Annotated in this window: 23 protein-coding genes; 5 read left to right on the forward strand and 18 right to left on the reverse strand. The window is 62.7% G+C overall.

What is annotated here, in order from left to right; all coding sequences use genetic code 11:
* Positions 1 to 42: 42 nt before the first annotated feature.
* The 4 genes from cyoD to cyoA are packed head-to-tail and all read right to left on the reverse strand — an operon-like array spanning position 43 to position 4,185.
* A complete protein-coding gene (gene cyoD / locus Mame_RS03290) occupies positions 43 to 489 on the reverse strand; it encodes a cytochrome o ubiquinol oxidase subunit IV (protein ID WP_018065716.1) in 447 nt (148 codons plus the stop codon).
* The gene (gene cyoC / locus Mame_RS03295) at positions 486 to 1,100 is read right to left on the reverse strand and encodes a cytochrome o ubiquinol oxidase subunit III (protein ID WP_018065717.1); all 615 of its coding nucleotides are present in this window, start codon (positions 1,098 to 1,100) and stop codon (positions 486 to 488) included. The genes cyoD and cyoC overlap by 4 nt, the downstream gene beginning before the upstream one ends.
* Positions 1,097 to 3,079 carry a cytochrome o ubiquinol oxidase subunit I gene (gene cyoB / locus Mame_RS03300; protein ID WP_018065718.1) on the reverse strand — a complete coding sequence of 661 codons (1,983 nt, stop codon included), beginning with the start codon at positions 3,077 to 3,079 and terminating at the stop codon, positions 1,097 to 1,099. Before cyoB ends, cyoC begins: the two co-directional genes overlap by 4 nt.
* Entirely contained in the window at positions 3,079 to 4,185 is a 1,107-nt protein-coding gene (cyoA, locus tag Mame_RS03305; RefSeq protein WP_210162255.1) for a ubiquinol oxidase subunit II, read from the reverse strand. The genes cyoB and cyoA overlap by 1 nt, the downstream gene beginning before the upstream one ends.
* A gap of 513 nt (positions 4,186 to 4,698) precedes the next feature.
* On the opposite strand from cyoA, the gene Mame_RS03310 reads away from it, so the two are divergent.
* On the forward strand, positions 4,699 to 5,103 hold the full coding sequence (locus Mame_RS03310; RefSeq protein ID WP_018065720.1) for a hypothetical protein: 405 nt from the start codon (positions 4,699 to 4,701) through the stop codon (positions 5,101 to 5,103).
* Between the two features lie 273 nt (positions 5,104 to 5,376).
* On the opposite strand, the gene pgi is transcribed toward Mame_RS03310, so the two are convergent.
* The 10 genes from pgi to Mame_RS03360 all read right to left on the reverse strand — a co-directional run bounded on the left by pgi (position 5,377) and on the right by Mame_RS03360 (position 15,901).
* Positions 5,377 to 7,002 (reverse strand): glucose-6-phosphate isomerase, encoded by a 1,626-nt coding sequence (gene pgi, locus Mame_RS03315; RefSeq protein ID WP_018065721.1) that lies wholly within the window; start codon positions 7,000 to 7,002, stop codon positions 5,377 to 5,379.
* Between the two features lie 435 nt (positions 7,003 to 7,437).
* Positions 7,438 to 8,127, reverse strand: a complete 690-nt coding sequence (locus Mame_RS03320) for an ABC transporter ATP-binding protein (RefSeq protein ID WP_018065722.1) — start codon at positions 8,125 to 8,127, stop codon at positions 7,438 to 7,440.
* Positions 8,124 to 8,873: an ABC transporter ATP-binding protein gene (locus tag Mame_RS03325; protein ID WP_018065723.1), complete on the reverse strand. Its 750-nt coding sequence runs from the start codon at positions 8,871 to 8,873 to the stop codon at positions 8,124 to 8,126. The genes Mame_RS03320 and Mame_RS03325 overlap by 4 nt, the downstream gene beginning before the upstream one ends.
* Positions 8,866 to 9,861, reverse strand: coding sequence for a branched-chain amino acid ABC transporter permease (locus tag Mame_RS03330; RefSeq protein WP_018065724.1), 996 nt, complete (start codon positions 9,859 to 9,861; stop codon positions 8,866 to 8,868). The genes Mame_RS03325 and Mame_RS03330 overlap by 8 nt, the downstream gene beginning before the upstream one ends.
* Positions 9,858 to 10,727, reverse strand: coding sequence for a branched-chain amino acid ABC transporter permease (locus Mame_RS03335; protein ID WP_051085128.1), 870 nt, complete (start codon positions 10,725 to 10,727; stop codon positions 9,858 to 9,860). The genes Mame_RS03330 and Mame_RS03335 overlap by 4 nt, the downstream gene beginning before the upstream one ends.
* Positions 10,728 to 10,848: 121 nt before the next feature.
* Positions 10,849 to 12,000, reverse strand: coding sequence for an ABC transporter substrate-binding protein (locus Mame_RS03340; RefSeq protein ID WP_051085125.1), 1,152 nt, complete (start codon positions 11,998 to 12,000; stop codon positions 10,849 to 10,851).
* 521 nt (positions 12,001 to 12,521) lie between these two features.
* The gene (locus Mame_RS03345) at positions 12,522 to 13,400 is read right to left on the reverse strand and encodes an alpha/beta hydrolase (protein ID WP_018065727.1); all 879 of its coding nucleotides are present in this window, start codon (positions 13,398 to 13,400) and stop codon (positions 12,522 to 12,524) included.
* A complete protein-coding gene (locus Mame_RS03350; RefSeq protein WP_210162256.1) occupies positions 13,397 to 13,792 on the reverse strand; it encodes an acyl-CoA thioesterase in 396 nt (131 codons plus the stop codon). Before Mame_RS03350 ends, Mame_RS03345 begins: the two co-directional genes overlap by 4 nt.
* A 23-nt stretch (positions 13,793 to 13,815) precedes the next feature.
* A complete protein-coding gene (locus Mame_RS03355; RefSeq protein WP_018065729.1) occupies positions 13,816 to 15,438 on the reverse strand; it encodes an AMP-binding protein in 1,623 nt (540 codons plus the stop codon).
* Between the two features lie 49 nt (positions 15,439 to 15,487).
* Entirely contained in the window at positions 15,488 to 15,901 is a 414-nt protein-coding gene (locus Mame_RS03360) for an acyl-CoA thioesterase (RefSeq protein ID WP_018065730.1), read from the reverse strand.
* A 456-nt stretch (positions 15,902 to 16,357) separates the two neighbouring features.
* On the opposite strand from Mame_RS03360, the gene Mame_RS03365 reads away from it, so the two are divergent.
* The 4 genes from Mame_RS03365 to Mame_RS03380 all read left to right on the forward strand — a co-directional run bounded on the left by Mame_RS03365 (position 16,358) and on the right by Mame_RS03380 (position 20,399).
* Positions 16,358 to 18,637 carry a bifunctional salicylyl-CoA 5-hydroxylase/oxidoreductase gene (locus Mame_RS03365; protein WP_018065731.1) on the forward strand — a complete coding sequence of 760 codons (2,280 nt, stop codon included), beginning with the start codon at positions 16,358 to 16,360 and terminating at the stop codon, positions 18,635 to 18,637.
* Positions 18,634 to 19,377 (forward strand): SDR family NAD(P)-dependent oxidoreductase, encoded by a 744-nt coding sequence (locus Mame_RS03370; RefSeq protein WP_018065732.1) that lies wholly within the window; start codon positions 18,634 to 18,636, stop codon positions 19,375 to 19,377. The genes Mame_RS03365 and Mame_RS03370 overlap by 4 nt, the downstream gene beginning before the upstream one ends.
* A 68-nt stretch (positions 19,378 to 19,445) precedes the next feature.
* Positions 19,446 to 19,865 (forward strand): RidA family protein, encoded by a 420-nt coding sequence (locus Mame_RS03375; RefSeq protein ID WP_026173635.1) that lies wholly within the window; start codon positions 19,446 to 19,448, stop codon positions 19,863 to 19,865.
* Between the two features lie 72 nt (positions 19,866 to 19,937).
* Entirely contained in the window at positions 19,938 to 20,399 is a 462-nt protein-coding gene (locus tag Mame_RS03380; RefSeq protein ID WP_018065734.1) for a MarR family winged helix-turn-helix transcriptional regulator, read from the forward strand.
* A 229-nt stretch (positions 20,400 to 20,628) separates the two neighbouring features.
* On the opposite strand, the gene Mame_RS03385 is transcribed toward Mame_RS03380, so the two are convergent.
* The 4 genes from Mame_RS03385 to Mame_RS03400 all read right to left on the reverse strand — a co-directional run bounded on the left by Mame_RS03385 (position 20,629) and on the right by Mame_RS03400 (position 23,975).
* The gene (locus tag Mame_RS03385) at positions 20,629 to 21,432 is read right to left on the reverse strand and encodes an SDR family NAD(P)-dependent oxidoreductase (protein WP_018065735.1); all 804 of its coding nucleotides are present in this window, start codon (positions 21,430 to 21,432) and stop codon (positions 20,629 to 20,631) included.
* Positions 21,429 to 22,271 (reverse strand): fumarylacetoacetate hydrolase family protein, encoded by an 843-nt coding sequence (locus tag Mame_RS03390; RefSeq protein WP_018065736.1) that lies wholly within the window; start codon positions 22,269 to 22,271, stop codon positions 21,429 to 21,431. The genes Mame_RS03385 and Mame_RS03390 overlap by 4 nt, the downstream gene beginning before the upstream one ends.
* A 17-nt stretch (positions 22,272 to 22,288) precedes the next feature.
* Positions 22,289 to 22,714, reverse strand: a complete 426-nt coding sequence (locus Mame_RS03395; RefSeq protein WP_018065737.1) for a cupin domain-containing protein — start codon at positions 22,712 to 22,714, stop codon at positions 22,289 to 22,291.
* Positions 22,715 to 23,042: 328 nt separating this feature from the next.
* On the reverse strand, positions 23,043 to 23,975 hold the full coding sequence (locus tag Mame_RS03400) for a TIM barrel protein (RefSeq protein ID WP_018065738.1): 933 nt from the start codon (positions 23,973 to 23,975) through the stop codon (positions 23,043 to 23,045).
* Positions 23,976 to 23,981: the final 6 nt, after the last annotated feature.

Raw genomic sequence — 23,981 nt, forward strand, 5'->3', positions numbered from 1 at the left:
ACGGAACCGCCCCGCAGCCAGGCTGCGGGGCGGAGAAAAGCGTTACTGCTGGCCCTGCACGATGATGTTGCCGGTGACGCCGGCGTCGCGCAATTGCTGGGCGATCTCGGGCGTGGCGCAGACGATGGTGCCGTCGTCGAGATAGGTGAACCCGCTTTCCGGCAGCGGCATCATGTATTTGTTCATGTTGTGCATGACCCAGAGCGAGCCCGCCAGCACGATCAGAAGCAGGATCAGCGCCAGCAGCGAGGAGGCCATGGTCCAGCCCTGTTCCTGGTTGGGGCTGAGCAGCAGGAAATAGCGCAGATGAACCAGAATCTGGGCGGCCGCGCAGATCATCACCACCGTCAGCAGGAACGCCTTGCTGGAGATCGCATCCGCCATCACCAGCCCGAAGGGGATGATGGTCAGCACCGCCGCCAGCACGAAACCGGTCATCAGCCCCTTGAAGCTGCCATGGCCGTGGGAAGTGTGTTCAGCGCTGCTCATAGGATCGCTCCGGTAAGATAGACCAGCGAGAACACGCCGATCCAGATCAGGTCGAGGAAGTGCCAGAACATCGAAAGCGTCGCGGTCCGGCGGCGCATCGGCGCGCTGAGGCCACGCTTCGAGATCTGGACCATCAGCACGATCAGCCAGATCGTGCCGAAGGTCACATGCAGGCCGTGGGTGCCGACCAGGGTGAAATAGGCGGAAAGAAACGCCGAACGGTCGGGCGTCGCGCCCTCGGAGATCAGGTCGTGGAACTCGTAGACTTCCATCGCCAGAAACCCGACCGCGAACAGGCCGGCAATGGCGAGCCATTTCAAGAGCCCGGCCTTGTCGTTCTTGTCCATGCGCAGCATGCCCATGCCGAAGGTAACGGAGGACAGCAGCAGCAACGCCGTTTCCACCAGCGCGAACCACAGGTGGAACAGGTCGTTGGGCGCCGGCCCGCCCGCATAGGAGCGGCCGAGCACGGCATAGGTCGCGAACAACGTGCCGAAGATCAGGCAGTCGCTCATCAGGTAGATCCAGAAGCCAAGCTGCGTCGGACTGTCGTGGGCGTGGTCGTCGTGATGCGCGCTCGTATCGGCGCCCGTATCAGCGATCGTCGTCATACAAGTGCCTCCTTGGCCTTTTCCTGGTCGCGGGCGACCTGTTCGGCCGGAACATAGTAATCACGGTCGAAATCGAAGGTGTGGTAGATGATCGAGCCGATCGCCAGCACGAAGCTCAGCACCACCAGCCACCACATGTGCCACACCAGCGCGAAGCCGAGCGCGAGGCAGAAGAAGGCGGGCACGATGCCGGCCCAGGTATTCTTCGGCATGTGGATCGGCTTGTACTCGGTCGGCCACTCAAAGCCTTCCTTCTTCATCCGCCACCAGGCATCACGGCCGGTCACGACGAAATCGGCAGGGAAATTGTAGGGCGCGACCGGAGACGTGGTCGCCCATTCCAGCGTGCGGCCGTTCCACGGGTCCGGACCGCATTTCAGCGCGTCGCGGTTCTTGATGGAAACGACGAGCTGGATCACGGTGCAGGCGATGCCGCAGCCGATCAGCAGCATGCCGATGCAGGCGATGACGAAATAGATCTGCCAGCCGGCATCGGTGTAGCTCTGCAGCCGGCGGGTGACGCCCATCAGGCCGAGCACGTAGAGTGGCATGAAGGCGACGTAGAAGCCGATGCACCAGAACCAGAACGAGCGGCGGCCCCATTTGTCGTCGAGCTTGAAGCCGAACACTTTCGGCCACCAATACTGGTAACCCGCCATCAGCCCGAACACCACGCCGCCGATGATGACATTGTGGAAGTGGGCGATCAGGAACAGCGAGTTGTGGAGCTGGAAGTCCGCCGGCGGAACCGCCAGCATGACGCCGGTCATGCCGCCGATGGTGAAGGTGATCAGGAAGCCCACCGTCCAGTACATCGGGGTCTCGAACCGGATCCGGCCGCGATACATGGTGAACAGCCAGTTGAAGATCTTCGCCCCCGTCGGCACGGCGATGATCATCGTCGAAATGCCGAAGAAGGTGTTGACATTCGCGCCGGAGCCCATGGTGAAGAAGTGGTGCAGCCAGACGACGAAGGACAGCACCAGAATGCAGGCCGTGGCATAGACCATGGAGCGATAGCCGAACAGCGGCTTGCCCGAGAAGGTCGCGACCACTTCGGAGAAGATGCCGAAACAGGGCAGGATCAGGATATAGACTTCCGGGTGACCCCAGATCCAGATCAGGTTCACATACATCATGGGGTTGCCGCCCATGTCGTTGGTGAAGAAGTGCATGCCGAGATAGCGGTCAAGCGCCAGCATGGCAAGCGTTGCCGTCAGCACCGGGAAGGCTGCGACGATCAGCACGTTGGCGGCAAGCGTGGTCCAGGCGAACACCGGCATGCGCATCATGGTCATGCCCGGCGCGCGCATCTTCAGGATGGTCGCGACCATGTTGACGCCCGATAACGTCGTTCCTATCCCCGCGATCTGTAGCGACCATATGTAATAGTCGACCCCCACATCGGGCGAGTATGCGATCCCCGAAAGCGGCGGCATGGCGAGCCAGCCGGTGCGGCCGAGCAGGCCGATGAACAGCGAAACGTTGAGCAGGATCGCGCCCGAAACCGTCATCCAGAACGAGAAGTTGTTCAGCCACGGAAAGGCCACGTCGCGCGCGCCGATCTGCAGCGGCATCGCGATGTTCATCACGCCGACTAGGAAGGCCATGGCGAAGAAGAAGATCATGACCGTGCCGTGGGCGGTGAAGATCTGGTCGAAATGGTGCGGCGGCAGATAGCCCTGGGCGCCGCCGGCGGCAATCGCCTGCTGGGTGCGCATCATGAAGGCATCGGTGAAGCCGCGGAACAGCATCACCAGCGCCAGCACGATATACATCACGCCGATCTTCTTGTGGTCGACCGAGGTGAACCACTCGCTCCAGAGATAGCCCCATTTGCGATGGTAGGTGATCAGGCCGAACACGGTCAGAAAGGCAATCACCACGGCGGCGAAGGTCACATCCAGGATCAGGACATTATAGGGAATGTCGGCCCAGGTGAGCTTGCCGAAGATGAAATTCCAGAAATCAGATCTCATTACTGCCTCACGGATTCGGATGCGTTCGGCGCGCTGTCGCCGCCGGCCATGTTTGTGACGGTCTGGTCGGGATTCTTGACGTTGACCGGACCATGGGTCGGCTCGTCCGGATTGGCGTGGAGCGTCTCCTCGAATGCATGCTGATCGAAGCCCTCGCCGGGCGGGAACTCGTCATAGACATAGGAATCCTTGGTTTCGATCCCCTTCTTGCCGCCGCCGCCCATCATGTCCTGCATCATCATGTCGCCGATGCAGACCTTGCCCGGCTCGACGCACAGGCCGACGATCTTGTCGAACAGATTGTCGGCGACGCCGTTATAATAGGACACGCTGTCGGCAACAGTCGGTTTCGCCAGCGTCTGGTAGGCGTCGATCGTAAGCTCGGAACCGGAGGTCTTGACCGTGCTCAGCCAGTTGTTGAACTCGTCCTCGGACACGGCGAAGGTCTCGAAATCCATATGGGCATAGCCGGGACCGGAATAATTGGCCGAGCGGCCGTAATATTTGCCGGCGTCATCGGCCACCAGATGAAGCTTGGTCTCCATGCCGGCCATGGTGTAGATCATGCCGGCGAGCGCGGGGACCGAAAACGTGTTCATCACCGATGACGAGGTCAGCCGCAGGTTCACCGCCCTGTCGGTCGGCAGCACGAACTGGTTGACGACGGCGATGTTTTCTTCCGGATAGATGAACAGCCACTTCCAGTCGAGCGAGACCGCTTCGATCTCCAGCGGCTCGCCGGCGATATGGTCGAGCGGCTTGTAGGGGTCGAGACGGTGGGTATAGACCCAGGTCAGCGCTCCGAGCGCGATGATGATCATCACCGGAACGCCCCAGATAAAGCCCTCGAACAGGCTGGAATGCTCGAATTCGGGATCGTAGTCATCCGTGGCCTTGCGCGAATCGCGATAGCGCCACGGAATGTAGACCGCCATGATCAGCACCGGAACGATGATGACCATCATCAGCACGGTGGAGGCGATCAGCAGGTCGCGCTCCTCGTTGGCGACCCAGCCTGCGGGGTCGAGAAGGATCAACTGACAGCCCGAAAGAGCGAGCACAAGCGGCAGCAGCAATGCCGGTTTTATTAGCTTGGAAAGGTTCACAATCGTTTCATTCTCTGCCAAACGCCCGGTTTCGCGGAAAAACGCGGGCCTTGTTGTCGATGACTTGCCTGCAGCCTTCCGGCCCCTGGTCCCCGCGACACCGGTGCGGCACAGACATTCCCGTTGAAACCGCCCGTCCTTTCGGCCCGGGCGCACATGCGGCAGCTACTAACCCAATTCCGTCAAAAATAAACCGCTTTCGTGCTGTGGCATTTTGGCACAAGGGCGCCGACCCGTCACCTGTACCCCCGTTTTTTTCGCCCGCATTGCGTGAAAATTGCCACGTCGCAGGGCCGCAGGTCGTCCCGCGCGGCAGATTGTCACGCCGGGCCCTATCCCTCCAAGCGAAATTTTCCCTCCGCCGACCGCGACGCGATTGCGAGGAACCGACGGGGCGGTCCGGTCGTTGATTCTCCAACAATCACTTTTCGCAGTTGCGGTACCGGAAGCTTTCATGCGACAATACGACACATGTGACAAATTGCGCATGACCGTTTCGAGGAGGAAACGAATATGACGGGCCTTTTTTTCTTTCCCTATGTGACCAGTGCCGTGGGCGTTCTGCTCGGCGTCTACTGGACCAACGAAGCGCGCGAATATAACCGCCTCGATTATATCCTGCGCGCCTGCTTCATCTTCGTGATCAATATCGTGATCTCGTTCCTGCTGGAATTCGCCTTCCCGATGGAAACCGTGACCAGTTCGGGCATCGCACTGTCGACCGCCTATTTCCTGGGTCTTTCAATCTACGCCGTGGTGCCGGGCCTTGCCTTCGGCCGCTTCACCGCGTTCCGCGCCCGCAATATGGGCCTCGACAAATCGGCGGCCTACTGGTCCGCGATCCCGTTCGTGTTCATCTATTTCATGCTGATCGCCCACAAGAGCGAGCACAAAAAACCGACCGCCACCCACGCCTGATTGGCAACGGGACGAAGGCAGAATGAAAAAGCCCCGGCGCGATGCCGGGGCTTTTTGTTTGTGAAAATTTTGCCAGCGCGGAGTTCGCGGCTGCTCCGCTTACCCTCACCCGGCGCATACGCGCCACCCTCTCCCCTGCGGGGAGAGGGGGAACTCCGCAGCGTTTTCAGAGCAAGCGGCAAGGCAGAGCCGCGCCGTATTCCCCTTCTCCCCTTGGGGAGAAGGTGGCCGAAGGCCGGATGAGGGAACAGCCTCAGCCCCACACAGGGACGGCTACTTCGCCGCCTCAAGCAGCGCCGCAACCAGCCCCTTGGTCGAGGAATCATGCCCCTCGGCGCTTTCCTTGCCGGAGACGACGGGCAGCAGCCCGGTGGCGAGTTCCTTGCCGAGTTCGACGCCCCACTGGTCGAAGGAGTTGATGCCGAACAGAACGCCCTCCACGAACACGCGGTGCTCGTAAAGCGCGATCAGGCGGCCGAGCGCATAGGGCGTTAGCAGATCATAGACGAAGGTGATCGACGGCCGGTTGCCGGAAAACACCCTATGCGGGGCGATCTTCTCGGCCTTTCCGGCATCCATGCCCTTGTCGAGAAGCTGGGCCTTGGCCTCGTCCAGCGAACGGCCCTTCATCAGCGCTTCCGACTGGGCCAGGCAATTGGCCATCAGCAATTGGTGCTGGTGGCGCAAATCGCTCTCGAAACCATTGGCGGCGATCATGAATTCGATCGGGATGATGTTGGTGCCCTGATGCAGAAGCTGGAAGAAGGCGTGCTGGCCATTGGTGCCGGGCTCGCCCCAGACGATCGGCCCGGTCGGCGTGGTCACGGCTTCGGATTCGATGGTCACCGACTTGCCGTTGCTTTCCATGTCGAGCTGCTGGAGATAGGCGGCAAAGCGCGACATCCGCTGGTCGTAGGGGATCACCGCGCGCGACGGGTAATCGAGGATCACCCGCTGGTAGAAGCCGACGAGGCCGAGCAGGAAGGGCAGGTTTTCCCTGACCGGGGCCTCGCGGAAATGATTGTCGATCGCATACGCGCCATCGAGGAATTTTCCAAAATTCTTCTCGCCGATCGCGATCATCAGCGGCAGGCCGATCGCCGACCAGATCGAGTAACGCCCGCCGACCCAGTCCCAGAAGCCGAAGACGCGCGACTGGTCGATGCCGAAATCGGCAACCTTGTCGAGCGCCGTAGACACCGCGCAGAAATGATGGGCAACCGCCTCCTCGCCAAGGGCCGAGGCGATGAACTTGCGCGCCGTCTGAGCATTGGTCATGGTCTCGATCGTGGTGAAGGTCTTGGAGGCCACGATGATCAGCGTCGTCGCCGGATCGAGCCCCTTCAACGTATCGGCGATATGGGCGCCGTCGACATTGGAGACGTAATGCAGTCTCGGTCCGTCATGGAAGGGGGCGAGCGCCAGCGTGGTCATGGCCGGGCCGAGATCGGACCCGCCAATGCCGATATTGACGACATCGGTGAACGGCTTGCCGGTGGCGCCGCGTATCGCGCCGGTGCGGATGCCCTCGGCGAAATCGCCCATGGCCGCCAGCACCTCGTTGACATCCGGCATCACATCCGCGCCATCGACCATAACCGGCGTGTTGGCGCGGTTCCTGAGCGCCGTGTGCAGCACGGCGCGATCCTCGGTGATGTTGATCTTCTCGCCGGCAAACATCGCCGCGCGCTTTTCCGCAACGCCCGCCTCATCGGCAAGCTTGACCAGCAGATCGAGGATTTCGTCGTTGATCGCGGTCTTGGAGAAATCCATCAGCAGGTCTTCGAAGGAAACGCTGAATTTCGAAAACCGCTCCGGATCTGCGGCAAAGGCCGCGCGCAGATCGGTGGCGTTATCGCGCTCGGCCGTTTCCCTGAGCTTGGCGATGAGGGTGTTCATATCAGACTGCTCCCTGACTATGGGGGTGGGGCGAAAGGTCTTACTTAGCGATTGAACGCGATCCGTGAAGCCCCTTGGGGATTTTGGGCTCAATTTCGCGGCATTGAATGCGGGCCCGCGCGGAAAATCAAGCGTTGGGCTGTATTGTTTTTATGAAATGACGGAGGACGCGGCTTACGCATCCAAAAAAGGAAGATAGCATAGACCTTCTCTGACCCAGAAGAATTGCCATTTCGCCTACCGCTCGCTCCCAATACTCTCTCCCGCTGGCGGGAGAGATGCCCCGACAGGGGCCGTGAGGGTGGCGCGGCATATCCATTTGTGACGGCGTCCGTGTGGAAAGACTGCCCCCTCACTGTCGCTTTCGCGACATCTCTCCCCTCCGGGGCGAGAAGATTGGGGGCTATGCGGCGAGGTTCGTTGCGATTCGCCCGCCTAAACCCCGAGATAGCGGTCGGTCAGCTCCGGCGTCAACGCATCGATGCCGCCCTGCCAGACCGTTTCGCCGCGCTCGATGATCACCGCGCTGTCGGCGACGGAGACGATTTCCTTCAGCGACTTGTCGACCAGCAGGATCGAAAGCCCCTCCGCCTTCAGCGCCCTGACGCCGGCCCAGATTTCCTGGCGCACCACCGGGGCGAGGCCCTCGGTCGCCTCGTCGAGGATCAGGAGGCGCGGATTGGTCATCAGCGCGCGCCCGATCGCCAGCATCTGCTGTTCGCCGCCCGAAAGCGTGGCCGAGGTCTGGCGCATGCGCTCCTTCAGCCGCGGAAACAGCGCCTGCACCCGTTCGATATCCCACGGGCCGGGCCGGGCGGCGACCACCAGATTTTCGGCAACTGTCAGCGGCGCGAAACAGCGCCGCCCCTCCGGCACCAGCCCGACACCGAGCTGGGCGACCTTCGGCGCGGAGACGCCCTTGAGGTCGCGCCCGGCAAAGCTCAGGCGGCCGCCCGAATGGAGCAGCAGCCGGCTGATGCAGCGGATCGTGGTGGTCTTGCCCATGCCATTGCGGCCCATCAGCGCCACGACCTGACCTTCGTCCAGGGCAAGCGAGACGCCGAACAGCGCCTTGACCGCGCCATAGGCGGCCGTGACGTTTTCCAGTTCCAGCAGCCGGCTCATGCCTCTTCTCCGAGATAGGACCGGCGCACATCGGGATTGGCGCGGATTTCGGCGACGCTGCCGGATGCGATGATCTTGCCGTAGACCAGCACGGAAATGCGGTCGGCAAGCGCGAAGACGGCGTCCATATCATGCTCCACCAGCAGGATCGGCGCTTCGTGTTTCAGCTCTGCCAGCATGCCGGTCAATTGCTGGCCGCCCTCGAGCCCCATCCCGGCCATCGGTTCATCCAGCAGAAAGGCGCGCGGGCGCATCGAAAGCGCCATCGCGATTTCGAGCTTGCGGCGCTCGCCATGCGAAAGCGCGGAGGCCGTGACATTGGCGCGGTCCTTCAGCCCGGCCTCGGCGATATGAAACAGCGCCGGCTCGGTGAGTTTGCGGTCGGAAAGGGCCGGGATATGGAATCGGAACACCCGGCCGGAGGCCCCGGCGACGGCGAGCATGACATTCTGCAGCACCGTGAAATCGGCAATCACCGAGGAAACCTGAAAGCTGCGCGCCAGACCCAACCTGGCGCGGGCGGCGGCATCGAGATCGTCGATCATCTGGCCCTCGAACCGCATCGTGCCGTGATCGGGCCGGACCTCGCCGACGATCTGCTTGATCAGCGTGGACTTGCCGGCGCCGTTCGGCCCGATCAGGGCATGGATCTCGCCGGGCATCAGGGTGAGGCTGACATCGTCGGTGACGGTCAGCGCGCCGTAGGCTTTGCGAAGTCCGGTGATTTCCAGGATCGGCTCATGCATTGCGGAGCTTCCTGTCTGGCAGACGGCCGGTAATCAGGCCGATCAGGCCGCCGGGCGAATAGATCACGATCACCAACAGCAGCAGGCCGAGCAGCGCCTGCCAGTATTCGCTGACATCGCCGAGCAGATGCTCGAGCAGGATATAGATCGCCGCCCCCGCCACCGGCCCGCACAGCCTGCCGACGCCGCCGAGAATGACGAACACCATGATCTCGCCCGACATGTGCCAGGACAGCATAGCCGGGCTGACGAAACGGTTGAGATCGGCATAGAGCGAGCCGGCAAGCGCCACGATCATGCCCGACAGCACGAAGGCGACCAGCAGCACGCCATAGGGCCGGATGCCGACGGCCATGGTGCGCTGGCGGTTCTGCCTTGCCGCCTGCAATGCAAGCCCATAGCGCGATTGGGTGACAACGGCGGTGAAGACCAGCGCGATCGCCAGAAGTGCTGCGCAGATCGCGAAATACTGGATCGGATCGAACGTGTTCATGCCCGGAAAATTGTTGCGGACATAAAAGCTTAAGCCATCCTCGCCGCCATAGCGCGGCCAGCTCACCGCGAAGTAATAGACCATCTGCGCGAAGGCGAGCGTCACCATGATGAAATAGACGCCGGTGGTGCGAAGCGACAACGCGCCGATCGCAAGCGCCAGCAACCCGCCCGCAACCATCGCCATCGGCCAGATGCCGAGCATGTCGTTGCTGCCCGCGAGCGTGAACGGAAAGGTCAGCACCGGCGTACCCGACATCGCATGACTTGCCAGAATACCGGTGACATAGCCGCCAATGCCGAAGAAGGCGGCATGGCCAAGCGAGACCAGCCCGCCATAACCGAGCGCGAGGTTGAGGCCGACGCCGGCGAGAGCGAAGATCGCGGCCTTGGTGGCGAGCGTCACCGCAAAGCCGTTGCCCATCAGATGCGCGCCGATGGCAAAGGCAATCAGGGCGGCAAAGATGGCAAGATTGATGATGGTTTCCCGGGTCATGCCTTTGCCCCGAACAGGCCCTGCGGGCGGATCACCAGAACCACGGCCATCAGGATATAGATCAGCATCGAGGCGACGGTGGCGGCCATGGCATTGGCGCCCGAACCGCCGCCAAGTGCTGCAAACAGGCCAGGCAGCAGCGCCTTGCCGAGCGTATCGGTCATGCCCACCAGAAGCGCTCCGATCAGCGCGCCCTTGATCGAGCCGATGCCGCCGATGACGACGACGACGAAAGCCAGGATCAGCACCGGCTCGCCCATGCCGACCTGCACCGACTGGATGGAGCCGACCAAGGCACCGGCAAAGCCGGCGAGCGCAGCACCCAGCGCGAACACGATGGTGTAGAGCCTCGCGATATCAACGCCGAGGGCTGCAATCATCTCGCGATCGGCCTCGCCGGCGCGGATGCGGATGCCGAGACGCGTGCGACCGATCAACAGCCAGAGGCCGATGGCGACCGCCGCGCCGAAGAGGATGATCACCAGCCGGAACACCGGATATTGCAGCCCGCCCGGCAGCGTGACCGCGCCTGACAGCAGCTCCGGCAGGTTGAGATAGAGCGGAAACGAGCCGAACACCCACCGCGTGCCTTCAGAGAACACCAGGATCAGCGCGAAGGTCGCCAGCACCTGATCGAGATAGTCGCGGGCATAGAGCTTGCGGATCACGCCCACCTCGATCAACGCGCCGACGCCGGCGGAGACCAGCAGGCTTGCGGCAAGGCCGAGCCAGTAATGGCCGGTTGCCGCGGCGACAAAGGCGCAGGCGAAGGCGCCGATCATGAACAGCGAACCATGGGCGAGGTTGATCAGCCCCATGACGCCGAACACCAGCGTCAGGCCGGCCGCCATCAAAAACAGCATCATGCCGTATTGCAGGCCGTTCAGGGCCTGCTCGACAAAGAGCGACACACGCTCCTCCTTCGCGAAAGGACAGGATACGGACCGACGCTTCAGCGCCGGCCCGGCATGAGGTCCCGATCAGACCTTACATCTTGCACTCGGCCGCGTAGGCGTCGGCGTGATCGGTCATCACGGTGCCGACCAGCTTGTTGGTCAGCACGCCATTGTCGTCGACCACTTCGCGGATCACGAAATCCTGGATCGGATGCTGGTTCGGGCCGAACTTGAAATTGCCGCGCACGCTGTCGAAATCGGCGGCGGCAAGCGCTTGCTGGAAGGCATCGGCGTCCGAGACATCGGCAGCCGCGATCGCCGACAGCAGCAGGTTGGCGGTGTCATAGCTCTGCGCCGCGTAGAGCGAGGGCAGGCGGCCATATTCGGCCTCGAAGCCTTCAACGAACTTCTTGTTGGCTTCATTGTCGAGGTCCGGCGACCAGTCGGACGTGTTTTTCACGCCGATCGCGGCCTCGCCCATGGCTGGAAGGATATCCTGGCTGAAGCTGAAGGCCGGGCCGATCAACGGCTTGTCGACGCCGGATTCGGCATATTGCTTCATGAACGAAATGCCCATGCCGCCCGGCAGGAAGAAGAACACCGCATCGGCGTCGCTGTCGCGGATCTGGGCGATCTCGGACGCGTAGTCGGTGGCGCCGAGCTGGGTGTAGACTTCCTTGACCACGTCGCCGTCATAGAAGCGCTTGAAGCCGGTGAGCGAATCCTTGCCCGCCGGATAGTTGGGGGCCATGATGAAGATCTTCCCTATGCCTTCCTGGCTGGCATAGGCGCCGGCGGCCTCGTGAAGATTGTCGTTCTGGTAGCTGACCGCGAAATATTTCGGATTGCAGCCGGCGCCCGCGAGCTGCGAGGGCGCGGCGTTGGTCGAGAGATAGAACTTGCCCTGCGCCACCGCCGACGGCACCACGGCCATGGCGAGGTTCGACCAGACGATGCCGGTCAGCACGTCGACCTTGTCGGACTGGATCATCTTGTCGGCGATCTGGACGGCGACATCCGGCTTCTGCTGGTCGTCCTCGACCACGACTTCAACGTCGGAAGCGGCATCCCCCGCCTGCTTCAGCGCCAGCATGAAGCCGTCGCGGCTGTCGACGCCAAGCGACGCGCCGCCGCCCGAAAGCGTGGTGATGACGCCGACCTTGACCGGCTCGGCCTGCGCCATGCCGGCAGCGCCGATCGCGAGCGCCATGACGCCGCCTTTCAGGAAAGTGCTGAGTTTCATAGATGTCCCCTATCTGTTGTTTGCGATTCCTTCGGAATTCGTCTCGGCCTTAGGCTCGTGCCCATGCGGGCAGTCTAGTCGAAGCATGTCGCCATGATAAGCCGTTGAAGCTTAACCTGACATAATTCAATTATTACATCAAATTTAAAATAGTTTTCGCCGACTATTTCTGGCCTTACCCAACCGCGCTGTTTCCGGACTGGGGTTTGTCGGGTGGTTTCTCATAGGCGAACCGGTTAGTCCCGCGGCTCTATCGGTGGGGCACGCCCTCTCCCCCACTCTCTGCGTCATCCTCGGGCTTGACCCGAGGATCTAAGCACATTCCTGCACGAGCGGTGGCGGCGGCAAAGGCAAAGCCGTCGCCAAACCCGCCAACGCTTCTCGCGGCGGCCGGGATTGGATCCTCGGGTCAAGCCCGAGGATGACGCCGAGAAGGAGGCGAGCGTGTCCGTCTCTCCTGCGTCGCTCAAAGTAAAAAGACTACGAAACTATTTTAAAATTAAACTTATTACCAACTTGACTCACGCAACGCCGATCTGCTCCAGCACCATTTTCCCGAACGGATGGCGCGGATTGGCCAGGGCGTCGAGGATCGAATAGTGGTGGTGGCCGGCGATGTCGAGCAGTACGCAATTGCCGCCCGCCGCTTCGACATGGTCTGCGTAGAGGCTGCTCTGCCGGTGGAATTCATCGCTTTCGAGCGCGCCGACGGCGGCGATGACCGGCGGAATTTTCGCCGGCAGCGGGTGGTCGATGGGACTGTTACAGCGGGCTGCGGCTTCATCCATGCCGAGATCCTCATTGAGGCTCGTCAGCCGGAGCGGCGCTAGATCGAACAACCCGCTCACTGCCGTCACCCCCTTGATCGGGAAGCCGGAGACCGAGCCGAGCCCGGACCAGTCGGCGGCCAGCAGCATGCCGGCGATCTGGCCGCCGGCGGAATGCCCGGAGACGAACACCCGCGCCTCGTCGCCGCCGAAGGAGGTGGCATTGCGCCAGATCCATTCGAACGAGCGGCGGCACTGCTCGGCGATCACATCCATGGTGACGGCGGGGCATAGCCCGTAATCGGGAAACACCACCGTGACGCCGCGTTCGACGAAGGGGCGGGCGAGAAACCGATACCAGGACTTGTCGGTCGAGCGCCAGTAGCCGCCATGGTAGAACACCAGCACCGGCGCCGGCCCGCCGTCGAGCGCGGGGAAGATATCGAGCTTCTCGGCAGCGCTTTCACCATAGGCGATATCGAGCTGGCAGGGCAGGTCTTCCGCTGCCTTCGCGCTCTGTTTCTGCCAGCGCTTCGCATAAGCGCCGAAGGCGGGCACTGCGTCGCGGGCGATATATTGCGCATTCAGCGCGGCTGGATCATATCGGCGGTAGGCGTTGCGGTCGCCGGTCATGCCGCCGGCTCCAGGGCCGCCTCAAGTTTGGCCCGGATCGCCTCCGGCCAGGGCTGCGGGCGACCGCTGTCGTTGACGAACACCAGCCGCGCCTTGGTCTCGAACCGCTTTTCATCGCCGCACCATGCCGTCATCCGATAGGTGAAAGAGGTGCGGCCGACATGTTCGACATCGAGCGCGATCACCAGATGATCGCCATGCAGGCTGGGCGCCGTGAAACGGGTCTCGATCGCCGCCGTCGGCACGCCCTCGCGTCCGATGAATTCCTCGAACGGCCATTCCAGCACCTCCGAGAAGAAGGTCTCGACGCAATCATTCATCATCTCGAAATAGCGGGGGAAGAACACGATCCCCGCCGGATCGCAATGTTTGAACAGGACTTTCTGCTTCATTTCAAAGGTCATGCGACGGCCTTTCAGGACTGCAAGCGGAACCGCTGGATCTTGCCCGTGGAGGTCTTCGGCAGCGCCTCCACGAATTTGATGCTGCGCGGGTATTTATACGGCGCGATCGTCGCCTTGACATAGTCCTGAAGCTCTTTCACCAGCAAATCGCTCGGGGCATATCCATCGGCAAGCACGATATGGGCCTCGACGATCTGGCCGCGGTCCTCGTTCGGCGCGCCGATGACGCCGCATTCCGAGACCGCTTCATGGCGCAGCAGCGCCGCCTCCACCTCCGGGCCGGCGATGTTGTAGCCGGCCGAGACGATGATGTCGTCATTGCGGGCGGCAAAGTGGAAATAGCCGTCCTCGTCATGCACGAAGGTGTCGCCGGTGATGTTCCAGCCATCCTGTACATATTCGTCCTGACGCTCACCGCCGAGATAGCGGCAGCCGGCCGGCCCGCGCACCGCAAGCCGGCCCATCGTGCCGCGCGGCGCTTCCGAGCCATCCTCGGCCAGCACCTTCGCCTCATAACCCCCGACCGGCCGGCCGGTGCAGGCGGGCCGATGATCGTCAAACCGGTTGGTGATGAAGATATGCAGCATCTCGGTGGAGCCGATGCCGTCGAGCATCGGCTTGCCGGTCTTTTCCATCCAGGCCTCGTAGACCGGCGCCGGCAGGGTTTCACCGGCGGAGACCGCGGCCCTGAGGCTCGAAAGATCGGCCCCCTCCTCCATCGCCTGCAGCATGACGCGATAGGCCGTCGGCGCGGTGAAGCAGACGGTGGCGCGGTATTTCTCGATGATCTCGATCATGTTCGCCGGCGAGGCGACCTCAAGCAGCGTCGCCGCCGCCCCGAAGCGCAGCGGAAACACCGCCAGCCCGCCAAGCCCGAAGGTGAAGGCGAGCGGCGGCGAGCCGATGAACACATCCTCCGGCGTCACATTCAGCACTTCCCTGGCGTAGCCATCGGCGATGATCAGCAGGTCGCGGTGGAAATGCATCGTCGCCTTGGGATCACCGGTCGAGCCGGAGGTGAAGCCCAGAAGCGCGACATCGTCCGAAGCAGTGTCGACGGCATCGAACTGCACCGGTTTTTCCAGCGCCAGACGATCAAGCTCGGCATCGTGATTGGCGGTGCCATCGAAGCCGATCACCTTTTTCAGGAACCGGCTTTCCTTGGCGCAGATAACCAGCTCCTCCATCAGCCGGGTGTCGCAGAGCGCGAATTCGATCTCGGCCTTGTCGACATATTTGGAGAGTTCCCCGGCCCTCAACATCGGCATGGTGTTGACCACCACCGCGCCCGCCTTGGTGGCGGCCAGCCAGCAGGCGACCATGGCGGGATTGTTGGCCGAGCGGATCAGCACCCGGTTGCCGGGCTTGACGCCGAGATCATCGACCAGCACATGGGCCAGCCGGTTGGTCCAGTCCGCCATTTCCTTGTAGGTGCGCCGCCTGCCATTGCCGATCAGCGCAACCCGGTCGCCGAAGCCCTTGGCGACCATGGCATCGGTCAGCTCGACGGCCGCATTGAGCCGGTCGGGATAATCGAAGCCTTCAAGCAGAAGATCGGGCCACGTCTCGAAAGGCGGCAGGTTGTCGCGGGCGAAACTGTCGGTGTGGCCCGAAGGCCGGAGATGCTGAGGCATGGTCTGTTCCCGTTGTTTTTATGAGTGAACGCTGCCTGCTTCATGTCTGTCAGGCCGGCGGGTCCATGTAGGTCTCCAGCCCGGCGCGGACATCGTCCGGCCATGGCCGCGACCGGTGATCCTCGGTGGAGGTGAGCACGATGCGCTGGCGCACCGACCAGATCACCTCCCCCTTGACCCGCGCGAAGGTTTCGAGATCGAGCGAGGAATTGCCGATGCGGCGCACATGCATGGAAAAATCCAGCACATCGCCGAACCGTGCGGGCTTTTCAAACCCGATATCCATCTTCAGCACCGGCATGCCGAGATTGCGCTCCAGCATCATCTCCTCCCACGACACCCCGAAGGAGGCGAACATGGCGCGGTTGACTTCGACCAGCATGGAGAAATAGGCCGGATGATAGGCGATCCCGGTCAGGTCGCAGTCGCCGAAACGTAAGGGCTGGGAAGTTTCAAACGGCAATGGCGGGCTCCCTTGGTATTGTGGCTGATATCGGCCGCGTTTTGCGGTTATGGGGAAAACATAGAGGAGACGGATTATTAGTTCAATATTGAAATAATCGACGTAGCATTGTTGACCCAGCCTATCCCAACGCTCTGCGTCATCCTCGGGCTTGACCCGAGGATCCAACCACTTATGCCGCGAGATGCGTTGGCGGTTTTTTCCGAGTTGGCGCCGCGACCATGCCAAGCCGTTCGCTCCGCTCGTAGTGCAATGTGCTTGGATCCTCGGGTCAAGCCCGAGGATGACGCCGGTGAGGGAGGTCGGGCCGCCGCACGTCTTCCAACGATCAGAAAGAAGGCACCGGTCGTCCTTGCCGGCCAAACCCGCGCTTGACACTACCCCCAAACCCAATTTATTTTAAATTCAAATTAATTTTGCGCAGGCAATCACACGCAGCGACAGGGGAAGCCGGATATGAAAATCGCCGTTCTGGGAGGCGGGCCCTCGGGCCTTTACTTCGCCATCTCGATGAAGCTGCGCGATAGCGGCCACGACATCACCGTCTATGAGCGCAATCGCCATGACGACACATTCGGCTGGGGCGTGGTATTCTCCGACGAGACGCTCGAGAATTTCAAGGGCAACGATCCGGTCGTGGTCCAGTCGATCCGCGACAATTTCGCCTATTGGGACGATGTCAAGGTGGTGCGCGGCGGGGAGAGCATGACCTCCGGCGGCCACGGCTTTTGCGGCATCGGGCGGATGCGGCTTCTGGTCCTGCTGCAGGAACGCGCCCGCGAACTCGGCGTCAATCTGGAATTCGAGGCCGAGATCGATGACGCCGCCATTGAAAGACTGCGCGCCGAAAACGACCTTGTGATCGCCGCCGACGGCCTGAACTCGCGCACCCGCAAGCTCTATGAAGAGCATTTCCAGCCGTCGATCGACATGCGCCGCAATCATTTCGTCTGGCTCGGCACCAGACAGAAATTCGACGACGCCTTCACCTTCATCTTCGAGAAGACCGACAAGGGCTGGATCTGGGCCCATGCCTACCAGTTCGACGACGACACAGCGACCTTCATCGTTGAATGCGGGCCTGAGGTGTTCGAGGCCTATGGCTTCGGCGAAATGAGCCAGCAGGAAAGCATCGCCACCTGCGAGAAGATCTTCGCTCGTCATCTCGGCGGTCACGCGCTGATGACCAATGCCAATCACATTCGTGGTTCGGCCTGGATCCGGTTCCCGCGGGTGGTCTGCGAAAACTGGCATTTCGACAATGTCGTGCTGCTCGGCGATGCCTCGGCGACCGCCCATTTCTCGATCGGTTCCGGCAGCAAGCTCGGCATGGAAAGTGCGGCCGCCCTTGCCGACGAACTCAATTCCGGCAAGCCGCTGGAGAAGGCGCTCGACGACTACGAGGCGGAACGCAAGCTGCAGGTGCTGCGCGTCACCTCGGCGGCCCGCAACTCGACCGAATGGTTCGAGGAGGTGGAGCGCTATCTCGATCTCGACATGATGCAGTTCAACTATTCGCTGCTGACCCGCTCGCAGCGCATCGGCCACGAAAACCTGCGCCTGCGCGATCCCGAATGGCTGGCGACGGCGGAAGCCTGGTTCCAGAAAAAGGCCGGCAGCCAGTCGACGCGGCGACCGATGTTCGCCCCGTTCAAGCTGCGCGACATGGAGCTCAAGAACCGCGTCGTGGTCTCGCCGATGGCGCAGTACAAGGCCAGAGACAGCATGCCGACTGACTGGCATTTCGTCCATTATGCCGAACGCGCCAAGGGCGGCGCCGGCCTGGTCTTCACCGAGATGCTCTGCGTTTCGCCGGAAGGCCGGATCACCTCCGGCTGCCCCTGCATCACCGACGAACAGGTGCCGGCCTGGACCCGGCTGACCGACTTCGTCCATGCAGAGACCGACGCCAAGATCTGCGCCCAGATCGGCCATGCCGGGCGCAAGGGCTCGACCCGGGTCGCCTGGGAAGGCATGGACAAGCCGCTTATCGACGGCAACTGGCCGCTGATCTCGGCGTCGGCCATTCCCTATACGCCCGAAAGCCAGACGCCGAAGGCGATGGACCGGGCCGACATGGACATGGTGCGCGACCAGTTCGTCGCCTCCGTGAAGGCCGCCGATCGCGCCGGTTTCGACATGGTGGAAATGCACGCCGCCCACGGCTATCTGCTCGCCTCCTTCATCTCGCCGGTTACCAATCGGCGCGAGGATGAATATGGCGGCAGCCTGGAAAACCGGATGCGCTTCCCGCTCGAAGTCTTCGCCGCCATGCGCGCGGCCTGGCCGGCCGAAAAGCCGATGACGGTGCGCATCTCCGCCCATGACTGGGTGGGCGAGGCCGGCGTCGAGCCGGACGAGGCGCTGAGGATCGCCGAAGCCTTCAAGCAGGCCGGCGCCGACGCCATCAACGTTTCCTCGGGCCAGACCACCAAGGACGAGCAGCCGGTCTATGGCCGCATGTTCCAGGTGCCGTTCTCCGACCGGGTGCGCAACGATATCCACCTGCCGACCATGGTCGCCGGTAATATCTACGAGGCCGATCACGTCAACTCGATCCTGATGGCCGGCCGCGCCGATCTGGTGCTGCTCGCCCGCCCGCATCTGGCCGACCCCTACTGGACGCTGCATGCCGCCGTCGAACTCGGCGACACCGAACAGGCATGGCCGGCCCCCTATGAGGGCGGCCGCCGGCAGGCCAATACGCTTGCCGAACGCGCGAAGGCGATGTCATGAGCCTTTCCGGCAAAAAGGCGCTGGTCACCGGCGGCGGCTCGGGCGTTGGCGCGGTGATTGCCCGGGCGCTCGCCGATGCCGGCGCCGAGGTGATCATCTGCGGGCGCAGGCGCGAGGCCCTGGAGACCGTTGCCGAAAGCCACAAGGCGATCTCGGCCATGACCTGCGACATCACCGACGAGGCGCAGGTGACCGCTCTGTTTGCCGCCGCCGGACCGCTCGATATCGTGGTCGCCAATGCCGGCGCATCTGAAAGCGCGCCGTTCGCCGCGACCACGCTTGAAAGCTTCAACGCGATGATCGCCGTCAACCTGACCGGCACCTTCCTGACGCTGCGCGAAGGCGCGAAGGCGATGGCGGGCCGCAAGGGCCGGCTGATCGCGATCGCGTCGACCGCCGGGCTCAAGGGCTACGCCTATGTCGCACCCTATGCGGCGGCGAAACACGGCGTCGTCGGGCTGGTCAGATCGGCAGCGCTCGAATATGCCCGCAAGGGGATCACGGTGAACGCCATCTGCCCCGGCTTTCTCGACACCGAGATGACCGAGCGCTCGATCGCCCGCATCGTCGAGACCACGGGCCGCTGCGCGGAAGAAGCGCGCGCAGCCCTTGAGGCCACCAATCCGATGAAACGGCTGGTGCCGCCGGAAGACGTGGCCGAGGCCGTGCTGTGGCTTGCCTCCGACCGGGCCGCCATGGTCACCGGACAGGCGATTTCGATTTCGGGGGGCGAGGTATGAACACGCCCGCCGCCCATCCACACACCGCGGAAAAGCCGCCCATCAAGATTGTATTTGAAAGTTCAGGCATGACATCCTTCTCGCAATCGCCGCATCAGTTTCTCGAACCCGAAGGCTGGGTCCCCGCCCGCGGCTATGCCAATGGCATGGCCGCCACGGGCCGGATGGTCGTCACCGGCGGTCTGGTCGGCTGGAATGCCCGGCAAGAATTCGAGCATGACGATCTCGTCGGCCAGTTCGAACAGACGCTCAGGAATATCGCCGCCGTGCTTGCCGAAGCCGGCGCCCGGCCGGAACACGTGGTGCGGCTGACCTGGTACGTCACCGACAAGCGCGAATATCTCGACAACCTCAAGGAACTTGGTTTGGTCTACCGCAAGGTCATGGGCCGCCATTTCCCTGCCATGGCCGTGGTTCAGGTCGTCGCCCTGATGGAAGACGCCGCCAAGGTGGAGATCGAGGCGACTGCGGTGATCCCCGCCGGGTAAGTCGTGCCGTAATCTGGTTGAGGTTTGAAGCAAATGCGGCTAGAGCGGTTACGGAAGCAGAGAGAATCCGCCATGACCGCCCATGAAGTCAAAGACCCGGCCCTTGCCACCCAGCGCGTGCGCCTCTGGCTGCAGATGCTCAAGGCGGTGCGCCATGTGGAGGGCAATCTGCGGGAGCGGCTGCGCGAGAATTACGCGATGACGCTGCCGCGTTTCGACGTGATGGCGGCGCTACACGCGGCGCCCGAGGGCATGCGCATGAGCGAGCTTTCCAAACAGCTCGTGGTCTCCAACGGCAATGTCACCGGCGTGATCGAAAAGCTGGTCGCCGACGGCCTGGTCGAGCGCGAGAACCAGGAAACCGACCGCCGCGCCTTCCTGGTGCGCATCACCGACAAGGGCAAGGCGCTGATGGACGAGGCCACCGCCGTCCACCGCGGCTGGATCGACGAGATCTTCGCCGAAATCGCCGAACCGGACATCGCCCGGGCAATCTCGATCATGATGGATATCCGCCACAAGCCGCATAGTTGAGCGACGGACGGGCCTCGCTCGCAATCACTTAGCTCTTCCATGCGTGGATAGGCTGCTTCCCTCATCCGGCCTTCGGCCACCTTCTCCCCAAGGGGAGAAGGGGAAGACGGCGCGGCTCTGCCTTGCCGCTTGCTCCGAGAACGCAGCATGGTTCCCCTCTCCCCGCAGGGGAGAGGGTGGCGCGAATGCGCCGGATGAGGGCAACAGCCCCTCCCCGCGACACAGCCTCTCAGTAAATCCCCGTCTCCCGCGCCACGCGGCGATAGGCCGCGCCGCCGGTGAAGCCGCCGTCGATGACGAAGTCCTCGCCGGTGATGAAGGCGGAGGCGTCGGAGGCGAGGAACAGCACGAGTTGGGCCACTTCCTCGGCCTCGCCGCTGCGGCCCATCGGCGTCATCTCGATCATCGGCTTCAGATGCGGCGAATTGCGGTTGAGATCGGTGACGATCAGGCCGGGGCAGATCGCGTTCACGCGCACGCCCTTTTCGGCATATTCCATCGCCGCCGTGCGGGTCAGGCCGCGCAGCGCCCATTTGCTGGCGGTATAGGCCGGGTCGTAATGGCCGGAAAAGCCGCTATTGGACGAGATATTGATGACCGAGCCGCCGCCGGTTTCCGCCATCAGCGGCAGCGCCGCCTTGAGGCCAGCAAATGCGCCGGTGGCGTTGACGTCCAGCACCTTGCGCCATTCGGCGACGCTCATGTCGGCGATCGTCTTGCGATTGATGATGCCGGCATTGTTGACGAGGATGTCGAGGCTGCCGGTCCATTCCCGCACGGCGTCGACCACCGCCTGCCAGTCCGCCTCGGCAGTGACGTCGAGCTTCAGGAAGCGCGCGTCATGGCCCGCCGCACGCAGTTTTTCGGCCTCGGCCTCGCCTTCCTCGACCAGCACGTCGCACAGCATCACCCGCGCGCCGGCCTCGGCGAGAAGAGCCGCTTCGACGGCCCCCTGCCCGCGGCCCGCGCCGGTGACGATCGCGGTCTTGCCGGAGAGATCGTTCAGCGCCGCCTTTGCCTTTGCCATGCTCATGCCTGCACCATTTTCTGGCGCTGTTCGCCGAGCCCGGCAGCGCCAAGCGTAACGATCTGGCCTTCCTTGAGGAATGTCGGCGGCTTCATGCCGAGGCCGACGCCGGGGGGTGTGCCGGTGGAGATGACATCGCCTGGTTCCAGCGTCATGAACTGCGAGATGTAGCTGACGAGGTGCTTGACCGAAAAGATCATGGTGCGGGTGTTGCCGGTCTGGCGGCGCTCGCCGTCGACATCGAGCCAGAGGTCGATATTCTGGATATCCTCGAATTCCTCGGGCGTCACCAGCCACGGGCCGGTGGGACCGAACGTGTCGTGGCTCTTGCCCTTGATCCACTGACCGGCGCGCTCCGACTGGAATTCCCGCTCGGAGACATCGTTGACGAGAACATAGCCGGCGACATGGGAAAGCGCATCGTCCTCGGAGACATATTTCGCACGGCTGCCGATGACGATGCCAAGCTCGACCTCCCAGTCGGTGCGGTCGGAACCGCGCGGAATTTCGACATCGTCGTTCGGGCCGCAGACCGCCGTCGTCGCCTTGGCGAACAGCACCGGCTCGGGCGGCGGCGCCTTGCCGGTTTCGGCGGCATGATCGGCATAGTTGAGGCCGACGCAGATGAACTTGCCGATTTTTCCGACCGGTGCGCCATAGCGCGGGCTGCCGTCGACAAGCGGCAGGGTTTCGGGATCGAGGCCGGAAAGCCGGGCAAGCAGCTCCGGCGACAGCGTTTCCGAGGAGATATCCCCGATCACGCCCGAAAGATCGCGGATCGCGCCGTTCGCATCGAGGACGCCGGGCTTTTCGCCGCCCTTTTCACCATATCGTACCAGTTTCATGCTCTGCTCCAGTTTGTTCAGGCGCGACGATAGCCTTCAAGCTGCTCGTCGGGAACATCCGGCAGGTTGGTGACCAGATTATCCGGGGTGCGGCAGGTGAGCCAGACCAGCTCTTCCGTGGTGCTCATATTGACCTCGACATGCGGCATGAACGGCGGAACGAACACGAAATCGCCCGGATACATGTCGGTATATTCCTTGTAGTCCTCGCCGAAATAGATGCGGCCGTGGCCGGAGAGCACATAGCCGCCGGTCTCGGCTTCCTCGTGATGATGCGGCGGCGAACGGTGGCCCGGCTCGTTGCTGACCCGGCCGAACCAGATCTTGGTGGCCGGCGTGTGCTGCGGGCTGACGCCGGACTTGCGGACGCATTCGCCCGATTGCAGGGTCTGTTCGCCAAGCTCGCTGCTGCGGGTGACGACGGGTACGACTTTAGCGCTCATAGTTTCCTCCAAATTTAAAATTTTCCCGCCGGACGGCGGCATTGGCAAAGGCAGGAACAGTTTACAATCTGCCTTTTAATGCTCGATGGAGAAACGATATAATCGACGCCACGAAATTACAAGAATGCCTCGCATATATTTTAAATTTGAATTATTAATCTCGCCGTCGCGGGTTCACGGGGATTTTGACGTTCATCAGAACGCCGCCGGAATTGGCGTAGAATATCAAAGGGGCCCTCGGCCAAACCGGCATGCCCTCGACTGCGACAAACTGGCGCAACGCTCCGCCAGGCGCCGGAATGCCAGGGGCCTGCCGAAACCGCGATCCTCAGATCTTCAGATCACCGGCCCCGGTATCGATATGGGGCGCCCAGAAGGCGATGCTTTCGGCGATCTGCGGGATCACCTCGCGGTCATTGGGCTCGCGCTCCTTGAAGCTCAGCTCGAGGCAGATTTCGTTGTCGCGCGCGCCGCCCTCGGCAAAGGCTGCGAGCAGCGGTTCCGGCTGGATCCGGCCCTTGGCGTTGAACGCGGCGGTGAACGGGCGATGGCCGCCCTTGTCCATCAGGCTCTGCTTGATGTGGATGATCGGCGAAACCTTCGGCACCGCCCGCGCCCAGGCATAGGGATCGTAATCGTCCGGATTGTCGGAGGTGACGTCGCCATGGTCGATATCGGCCATCATCCACATCGGCACCGCCATATTGGCGGCGGTGAGGCGATCCTGCAGCGCCATGCATTCCGCGATCGTGTGGCCGAATTCGCGGCCGACCGACATCGGTTCCCAGAACACATAGGAAAGCCCTGCGGCCTTCGCATGCTCGGCCACTTCGGCCCAGCAGTCTATAGCAATCGTGATCAGTTCCTCGCGACGCTTCGGATCGTCGTAATCGGCAAAAGTGAGGATCGCGAACTGGGTGCCGATCGAAGTGCCGCCGAGATCGCCGATAATGTCGGCGAAGGTCTTGAACCAGTCGACATAATAGCGCCGGACGTCGCGGTCGGGATGGCCGAAATGGTTGAGCCGGCCATAAGGCCCCGTCATGCCCGACGTCACCCTGACCCCGGTGCGCTGGAGCGCGCCATCCATCGCCCGCGTCAGCCTGCGGATGACGGGGGCCGGCCAGGACGGGTTGATGAATTCATGGGTAAGCTGAAGGTCGCGCAGCTTCAGGTCGCGCGCCGCGGTCTCGATCAGGTCCACCGGGTCGGCGAAGCGATTGACGAGCGGATTGGTGTTCAGGGAAAGCGTCAGTGGCATCGCTCC

Source organism: Martelella mediterranea DSM 17316 (assembly GCF_002043005.1).
Lineage (GTDB): Bacteria > Pseudomonadota > Alphaproteobacteria > Rhizobiales > Rhizobiaceae > Martelella > Martelella mediterranea.

Excerpts from the sequence above, each read along its gene's own strand:
- pgi (WP_018065721.1), bottom strand. The coding sequence starts at position 7,002 with ATGAACACCCTCATCGCCAAGCTCAGGGAAACGGCCGAGCGCGATAAC.
- Mame_RS03320 (WP_018065722.1), bottom strand. The coding sequence starts at position 8,127 with ATGAGCCGGCTGCTGGAACTGGAAAACGTCACGGCCGCCTATGGCGCG.
- cyoC (WP_018065717.1), bottom strand. The coding sequence starts at position 1,100 with ATGACGACGATCGCTGATACGGGCGCCGATACGAGCGCGCATCACGAC.
- Mame_RS03395 (WP_018065737.1), bottom strand. The coding sequence starts at position 22,714 with ATGAGCGCTAAAGTCGTACCCGTCGTCACCCGCAGCAGCGAGCTTGGC.
- Mame_RS03345 (WP_018065727.1), bottom strand. The coding sequence starts at position 13,400 with ATGACCGGCGACCGCAACGCCTACCGCCGATATGATCCAGCCGCGCTG.
- Mame_RS03400 (WP_018065738.1), bottom strand. The coding sequence starts at position 23,975 with ATGCCACTGACGCTTTCCCTGAACACCAATCCGCTCGTCAATCGCTTC.
- Mame_RS03330 (WP_018065724.1), bottom strand. The coding sequence starts at position 9,861 with ATGACCCGGGAAACCATCATCAATCTTGCCATCTTTGCCGCCCTGATT.
- Mame_RS03365 (WP_018065731.1), top strand. The coding sequence starts at position 16,358 with ATGAAAATCGCCGTTCTGGGAGGCGGGCCCTCGGGCCTTTACTTCGCC.
- Mame_RS03340 (WP_051085125.1), bottom strand. The coding sequence starts at position 12,000 with ATGAAACTCAGCACTTTCCTGAAAGGCGGCGTCATGGCGCTCGCGATC.
- Mame_RS03385 (WP_018065735.1), bottom strand. The coding sequence starts at position 21,432 with ATGAGCATGGCAAAGGCAAAGGCGGCGCTGAACGATCTCTCCGGCAAG.
- Mame_RS03370 (WP_018065732.1), top strand. The coding sequence starts at position 18,634 with ATGAGCCTTTCCGGCAAAAAGGCGCTGGTCACCGGCGGCGGCTCGGGC.
- cyoB (WP_018065718.1), bottom strand. The coding sequence starts at position 3,079 with ATGAGATCTGATTTCTGGAATTTCATCTTCGGCAAGCTCACCTGGGCC.
- Mame_RS03325 (WP_018065723.1), bottom strand. The coding sequence starts at position 8,873 with ATGCATGAGCCGATCCTGGAAATCACCGGACTTCGCAAAGCCTACGGC.
- Mame_RS03350 (WP_210162256.1), bottom strand. The coding sequence starts at position 13,792 with ATGAAGCAGAAAGTCCTGTTCAAACATTGCGATCCGGCGGGGATCGTG.
- Mame_RS03375 (WP_026173635.1), top strand. The coding sequence starts at position 19,446 with ATGACATCCTTCTCGCAATCGCCGCATCAGTTTCTCGAACCCGAAGGC.
- Mame_RS03380 (WP_018065734.1), top strand. The coding sequence starts at position 19,938 with ATGACCGCCCATGAAGTCAAAGACCCGGCCCTTGCCACCCAGCGCGTG.
- Mame_RS03335 (WP_051085128.1), bottom strand. The coding sequence starts at position 10,727 with ATGATGCTGTTTTTGATGGCGGCCGGCCTGACGCTGGTGTTCGGCGTC.
- Mame_RS03310 (WP_018065720.1), top strand. The coding sequence starts at position 4,699 with ATGACGGGCCTTTTTTTCTTTCCCTATGTGACCAGTGCCGTGGGCGTT.
- cyoD (WP_018065716.1), bottom strand. The coding sequence starts at position 489 with ATGAGCAGCGCTGAACACACTTCCCACGGCCATGGCAGCTTCAAGGGG.
- Mame_RS03390 (WP_018065736.1), bottom strand. The coding sequence starts at position 22,271 with ATGAAACTGGTACGATATGGTGAAAAGGGCGGCGAAAAGCCCGGCGTC.
- Mame_RS03355 (WP_018065729.1), bottom strand. The coding sequence starts at position 15,438 with ATGCCTCAGCATCTCCGGCCTTCGGGCCACACCGACAGTTTCGCCCGC.